Source organism: Tenacibaculum sp. IB213877, assembly GCF_034043975.1.
Taxonomy (GTDB): Bacteria; Bacteroidota; Bacteroidia; order Flavobacteriales; family Flavobacteriaceae; genus Polaribacter.
On sequence record NZ_JAXCHH010000001.1, the window covers coordinates 646234 to 653725 of the forward strand.

Below are 7492 nucleotides of genomic sequence, written 5' to 3' on the forward strand. Positions count from 1 at the left end.
ATTATCGTTGTAATTTCTTTTTAATTGCTGAAGAATTTTTAAGCATTCCGTTTAATAGCACCACAAATAAAACAATAAGAGCACCATAGTAAAACTCAGGATTCATTTGTTCTTTTTCTCCAAAAACAATGAGTGCTAGTACTATAGCATAAATTGGCTCTAAATTAATGGTTAACATTACTGTATATGGAGTTAGAAAACGCATTACTTTTACAGATGCTATAAAAGCATAGGCAGTACAAATGCTACTTAAAATAACCAAATATATCCAATCAGAAGCTTTTAATTGGAAAAATTTAAGTGTAAACTGATTTGTAAAAGCTAAATATAAAGTAACTCCTAAAACTCCAAATAAAAGTTGATAAAAGGAAATGCTAGTTGGGTCGTATTTTTTTACAAACAATCCGTTTAACACAGCAAACATTGCTGATAAGGATGCTGATATTAAGGCATATATAATACCCATAGTATATTGACTTTCAAAATTAAAAATAATATACAAACCAACTATTACTAACAACCCTAAAAAGATTTCTATTATTTTAATCTTTCTTTTAAAGAAAAAAGGTTCTATTAAAGAAGCAAAAAAGGCTCCTGTACTCATAGTTACTAAAGCTACCGATACATTAGATACTTTAATGGCTTTGAAAAACGTTATCCAGTGTACTGCAATAATAACTCCAGATACTGCAAATTTGACAACTGCTTTTTTATCAATATTGAATGATTTTTTAGTAATTAAAAAATATACAGCTATGAAACCCGTTGCTAATAACATTCTGTACCATACTAACGGAACAGCTTCTATAGAAATTAGTGCTCCTAAAATTGCTGTAAAACCCCAAATGAAAACTATTACATGTAGTAATAGATAGTTTTTAAGTTTACTTTCTTGCATTGAAGTATAAATAAATAGCTAAACAACCAAACACAATGTTGGGCATCCAAACATTGAGTAATGCATTTGCTCCTGCAACTGCCCCCAATACTTCTGCCACTTTTAAAAAGAATACGTAAATAAACATTATACTTATACCAAAAGCTAAATTTACTCCCATACCTCCCCTACGCTTTTTATGTGCTAAAGCTACTGCAATAAGAGTAAGAATATAAGACGCTACTGGCAAACTGGTACGCTTATAAAATTCAACTAAGTAAGCATTTAAGTTTTTTACTCCTCTTTTTTTAGATATTTTTATAAATTCTGATAATTCTCCTGACGGCATTTCTTGGGCATAAGTAGATTTGTAATTAAAATCTTTTGGAGTAAACGCAAAAGTGGTGTCTTTACTATTTCCTGTTGATATGCTATCTATATTATTAAATATTCGGCGTTCTTTCCAGTTTAACAATCTAAAAGCAGTATCTTGTTCTCTCCACGTAATATTATCTGCTTCTAATTTATATTTTAGTTTAAGTCCGCTATAGGTTTCTGTTGAAAAGTTATATCCTTGGTTTCGTTTTAAATCAAAATTTTGTATAAAAATATAAGTACTATCATTTAATTGCAAACTAAAATTACGTACTGTTCTATCTTCATACTTTTGTTTTTTAAAATAATTATTTTCAAACTCTTTTCTGGTTTTGCTACTATTAGGCACTATAAAATGATTCATAAATAAAGCAAATATTGTTACTAAAGTAGCTCCTAAAAAATAAGGATATAAAAAACGTGTAAAAGAAATTTGAGAACTGTTTATGGCAACAATTTCTGAATTATTTGCCAATCTTGAAGTAAAAATAATTACGGCAATAAAAAGAGCTAATGGCAAAAAAGTATTAGCATAGTAAATGATAAAATTCTTGTAATAGTCATTTGCTATTTCAAAAAGAGTTAAATCATCATTCCGTAAAAATTTATCAATTTTTTCAGAAATATCAATAGCTACCGCAATTGGTATTAAAATTAACAACGTAAAGAAAAAAGTTGTTAAATAACGTTTTAATATGTACCAATCAAGAATTTTCAACTTATAAACGTTTGTTCATTTGTTTTACCATTTTATCTTTCCATTGAGTAAAATCACCAGCTAAAATATGTTTTCTTGCTTCACGAACCAACCAAAGGTAGAACCCTAAGTTATGAATAGACGCTATTTGTTTACCTAACAATTCATTAGAAGCAAATAAATGACGTAAATAAGCTTTTGAATAAAGTGTATCTACAAATGTTATTCCCATTTCATCAATGGCTGAAAAATCATTTTCCCATTTTTTATTTTTAATATTGATAGTACCATGAGCTGTAAATAACATTCCGTTACGTGCATTACGTGTTGGCATTACACAGTCAAACATATCAACTCCTAATGCAATGTTTTCAAGGATGTTAATAGGCGTACCAACACCCATTAAATAACGAGGTTTATCTTCTGGTAAAATACTACAAACCACATCAGTCATTGCATACATTTCTTCAGCAGGCTCACCTACTGAAAGTCCGCCAATAGCATTACCATCGGCTCCTACTGAAGCTATAAATTCTGCTGATTGCTTACGTAAATCTTTATAGGTACTTCCTTGTACTATAGGAAACAAAGTTTGATTATAACCATATTTTGGTGGAACTTTTTCTAAATGTTCTACACAACGTTTTAACCAACGATGTGTCATATGCATTGAACTTTTTGCGTAATTATAATCGCATGGATATGGTGTACATTCATCAAACGCCATAATAATATCAGCACCAATGGAACGTTGAATTTCCATTACATTTTCTGGTGTAAAGAAATGTAATGAACCATCAATATGACTTTTAAATTTTACTCCTTCTTCGTTAATTTTTCTTCTTTCAGATAACGAATATACCTGATAGCCACCGCTATCTGTTAAGATATTTCTATCCCAATTCATAAACTTATGTAAACCTCCAGCTTGTTCAAGAATATTGGTTCCTGGACGCAGGTATAAATGATAAGTATTTCCTAAAATAATATCAGGATTAATTTCTTCTTTTAATTCACTTTGGTGTACTCCTTTTACAGAAGCAACTGTACCCACAGGCATAAAAATTGGTGTTTCTATAGTACCATGATCGGTAGTAATTACACCTGCTCTTGCTTTACTTTTGGAATCGGTAGTTTTTAATTCAAATTGCATGAGGGCAAAGATACGCATTTGAATGAATGCGAAAACTTAAAAGCCACTTAAATCTATTTTTTGCGTTGACGACCAAATTTAGATTTAAAATTAGAAGATTTCTTCGTAGATTTATTTTTTAATGACTGTTTTTTAGGTAATTTTTCAATAGATGCCTCTTCTGTTTTTACAGAAGTTGATACTAACCGATTGATTTCATTCATTTCTTTAGATGATAATTCTCTCCATTCTCCTACTTTCAAACTGCCTAAAGACACATTCATTATTCGAGTACGTTTTAGTTTTTTTACTTCATACCCCAAATACTCACACATTCTACGTATTTGTCTATTTAAACCTTGAACTAAAATTATTTTAAATGTTTTGTCATTGATCTTTTCAACTTTACATTTTTTGGTAACGGTTCCTAAAATTGGTATTCCGTTGCTCATTCGCTGGATAAAACGTTCATCAATGGGTTTATTAACAGAAACAATATATTCTTTTTCATGATTATTACCGGCACGTAAAATTTTATTTACAATATCTCCATCATTTGTTAAGAATATTAATCCTTCTGAGGGTTTGTCTAACCTACCTATGGGAAACAATCGTTGTGGATGACCAACAAATTTTACAATATTCTTTCGCTCTTTACTATCAGTAGTACAAACAATTCCTACTGGTTTATTTAAAGCTATATAGAGTGTTTTTGGTTTTTCTTTTAACGGTTTTCCGTCAATTTTTACAATATCTCCTTCAAAAACTCTATTTCCTAATTCTGTAGGCATATTATTAATAGTTACTCTGCCTTCAATAATAAGCTTTTCTGCTTCTCTACGAGAGCAAATACCTGTACTACTAATATATTTATTAAGATTTACAGAATTTTGATTGTTATTTTCCATTAGAACAAAAGTAAACTAAAAATCCTCAAGTAAACTTGAGGATTTTTAAACATTCTATTTCTATTTTTTAGAACATCATCATTTTCTGTGTACAACGAGCTAAACTCGGGCGGCGATCATAATCAAATCCTAATGTAATCATATGTGTACCGTATGTAAAATCTTGAATGTTATTAACATTTAAGCTTACTCCGTAAGAAAGGTAAAATTTATTCTTTTTTAAACCAACCATTGGAGCTACTGATATTGGTTCTCCAAATTGATCGTTTAAAAATGTATAACTCAACCCTCCCCATATATAACCTTCATTAATACGTTTTCGAAGTTTTACGTTTACATCATTTCTTGAACGCCCACTTCCTTCAAAATATTCAAAGAAGATAGAGGGTTCAAACTCTACTTCTCTATTAATTTTAAATGTATAAAGTGAATATATAGAATATTTTCTTAAGATTTCAGGTTCTCCAGAAAGAGAGTTAACAACCTCCTTATCCAGTATATTATTTACGTTTGCACTAATTGCAAAACGATCAAACCTATATAACATGCTTACATCAAAGTTTGATTTTCCTTCTGATATATTTGATAGAGGTTGCCCTGAATTATTATATCGAGTATCTACACCAAATTGTACAAAAGTATAGGTCATACCAAAAGAAAGGAAGCTATCATATAGATCACTTAATGTTAAATGGCTTGCAAATGATAATTTAACTCCTTGCTGAGTAGTATATCCATTTTGATCGTTAAAAATGGTTAAACCACCTCCAAAAGTATCGGCTATTCTAGCTTCTACTGTAATAGATTGTGTGTTTGGTGCATCTTTAACTCCTATCCATTGGCTCACACCATTTAACCTAATTTGCAAACCTGATCCAATACCAGCATACGAAGGAGAAATCATGAAAGGATTGTCCGCCATATGGTTAATATACGGCGGTAAATCTCTTTCTTGTGCTGTAATTTTTAAGCCTACACATAGAAGTAAAACTATTATTATTTTTTTCATACTTTATTTTCTATATAATGTAAAGTGACCCATCATTTTCTTCTTTTCTCCAGATCTTTCTTTGAAGTTTATAGTGTACCAATAATCTCCCGTTGGAAGAGGTTTTCCATCATAAATTCCATCCCAACCTTCATGACTACCTTCAAAGATTCTTAACTGGCGACCATATCTGTCAAATATATAAATAACTACCTCATGATAATCTTCAACATTTATTGGATACCAGTAATCATTTGTTCCGTCTCCATCTGGCGTAAAGAAATTTGGTACTTCAATAGTAATAAACTCGCCTAAAACTGTCATGGTTACCTCACACCCTCTAGAGTCTCTTACTACAATTGTATAATTTCTTGTTTGATTGATAACAAATTCATTTTGAGAATAAAAATCACTATTATCAATGCTAAACTCATAAGGACCAATACCTCCGGATGGATTTGCTATTAATAAATTAATTTGAGAAGTATCTATAATTAAACTTAATGGTTCTACGTCTTCAATCTCAATTTGATCTATCATTTCTATACATCCATCTACATGTTCTACTTCTAAAGTGTATATTCCTGGAGTATTTACAATGAATGCACCTGTATCATTTGTATGACTTTCTGGCCCTGTTAATGTAAATACCACTTCATTACTATATTGCTCATCTATTGTACCTGTTATTGCTACGTCTCCTGAACAATCATACACAACTGTGTGTTGTAATTGCATATCAATAGGTTCATCTGTAGTAATTGTAATATTATCAACAGGTCTACAATCATTAGCATCTCTAACTATTACGGTATAAGATTGACCTGGATCTAGATTTTCAAAGGTATAAGTATTTGTTCCTGTTGGAATATTTATAAAAGCATTACCATTTAAACTTACTCTGTATGGACCAGTACCTCCATTAATTTCTATTGTAAATGATGGAGCAGGATCTTGGATACATGTTTGTTGTACAACGTTTCCTAATAAACTTACAGTTAATTCTTGTGGTTCTTCAACTTCAACTGTTACAATAGTAAAGCATCCTCTTTGATCTTGAACAGTTACATTATATATACCTGCAGCTAAATTTGTAAACACATTTTGTGATTGAAATCTTCCTGGTGCAGAATCTATTTCATATACAATATCACCTGTACCTCCTTCTGCATCAATTGTAATTGTTCCATTACTTCCTCCATTACAACTTACTGGGGTTGGTGTACCCGTAGCTACTAATTCTTCTGGATTAGTAATTATATGAGTAGATGTTTGCGCTGAACAATCTCCACTTATCACCCTAATGCTGTAACTACCTGGAGCTATATTTGTAAATATGTTAGAAGTTTGTGGTCCATTAACTACTACTCCTGCAGCATCTAGTAACTCATAAACATAATTTCCTAAGCCTCCTGTAGCTGTGGCTGACAAGACTGCATTTTCTTCATTAAAACATGTAACAAATCCTCCTGAAGTATCTAATGTTACTGTTAATGGCTCAAGCTCTGCAACTGTAACAATGTATGGTTCAGATACACATCCGTTTGCATCTCTAACATAGAATCTATGTTCTCCTGCTATCACTGCAAAGACATTACTTCCTACAAAAGTAGTACCGTCATTACTATATTCATATGTTCCTGTTCCGCCTACACCTGTAACTGTAATATCTACTGTTGGATTAGTACATGTAATTATTCCTGCTGCTGAAGCTGTAGCTTCAACATCTGAAGGGTCAGTAATTGTAACAGGAAATTGTTCATTACAACTATAGTCATCATAAACCGTAACAATATAATTACCTGCTCCTAAGTTTGTAAACACATTTGATGACTGCTGAGCAGTTTCTTGACCACTTGGATATGTTAATGTGTATTTATAACTAGCTGGGTTTCCTTGACCTCCCGTTACATTAATAACTTCAATTACTGCCATTTCATCTCCTTCGCACTGGTTAAATGCTATAGTATTTACTGATGCGTTTATAGGTGTTGGACTTGCTAACGTAAAGTTATCTACAAATAAGCATCCACCTGCATCTCTAACAGTAAGTTCATAATCACCTGCCACTAAGTCTGTGATTATATTATTAGTATCGAAAGATTGAACGGGATTACCAGTAGTTGTATTTATTAACTGATAAGTATATCCACCCCAACCATTTGATGCATTAATTACAATCTGTCCACTATTACTCGTAATACAACTAATCAACCCAAGATCATATGTAACATTTAATGGATCTGTTGGCTCATCTATGGTTACTGTTGGTGAAGTTACTGGACAGAATGGACTATTGGTCATTGATACTACTACATAGTACTCGCCTGCTGGTAATAATGTTACCGAACTGCCGCCTGTAGCTCCTGTTACTGCTACACCTACTACTGTATCATCTCCTGTAGCTGCTGTACCATTGGTATTATAAACCTGATAATCGTAGTTTCCTGCATATGGTGAACTTACACTGAAATCAAAATCAAATGCGCCTTCATTACTGCCTACACACGCTACA

At 31.7% G+C, this 7492-nt stretch carries 6 protein-coding genes; all 6 read right to left on the reverse strand.

Annotated elements, in window-relative coordinates:
* Nucleotide 1: 1 nt before the first annotated feature.
* Nucleotides 2–898: a DMT family transporter gene (locus SLH33_RS02820; RefSeq protein ID WP_320417544.1), complete on the reverse strand. Its 897-nt coding sequence runs from the start codon at nt 896–898 to the stop codon at nt 2–4.
* The gene (locus SLH33_RS02825; protein ID WP_320417545.1) at nt 885–1970 is read right to left on the reverse strand and encodes an LptF/LptG family permease; all 1086 of its coding nucleotides are present in this window, start codon (nt 1968–1970) and stop codon (nt 885–887) included. The genes SLH33_RS02820 and SLH33_RS02825 overlap by 14 nt, the downstream gene beginning before the upstream one ends.
* A 1-nt stretch (nt 1971) precedes the next feature.
* Entirely contained in the window at nt 1972–3102 is a 1131-nt protein-coding gene (gene tgt / locus SLH33_RS02830; RefSeq protein ID WP_320417546.1) for a tRNA guanosine(34) transglycosylase Tgt, read from the reverse strand.
* Nucleotides 3103–3155: 53 nt separating this feature from the next.
* Nucleotides 3156–3989 carry a 23S rRNA pseudouridine(2604) synthase RluF gene (gene rluF / locus SLH33_RS02835; protein WP_320417547.1) on the reverse strand — a complete coding sequence of 278 codons (834 nt, stop codon included), beginning with the start codon at nt 3987–3989 and terminating at the stop codon, nt 3156–3158.
* A 67-nt stretch (nt 3990–4056) separates the two neighbouring features.
* Entirely contained in the window at nt 4057–4998 is a 942-nt protein-coding gene (locus tag SLH33_RS02840; RefSeq protein WP_320417548.1) for a type IX secretion system membrane protein PorP/SprF, read from the reverse strand.
* A 3-nt stretch (nt 4999–5001) separates the two neighbouring features.
* On the reverse strand, nt 5002–7492 hold a 2491-nt coding region (locus SLH33_RS02845; RefSeq protein ID WP_320417549.1), incomplete at its 5' end, for a T9SS type B sorting domain-containing protein.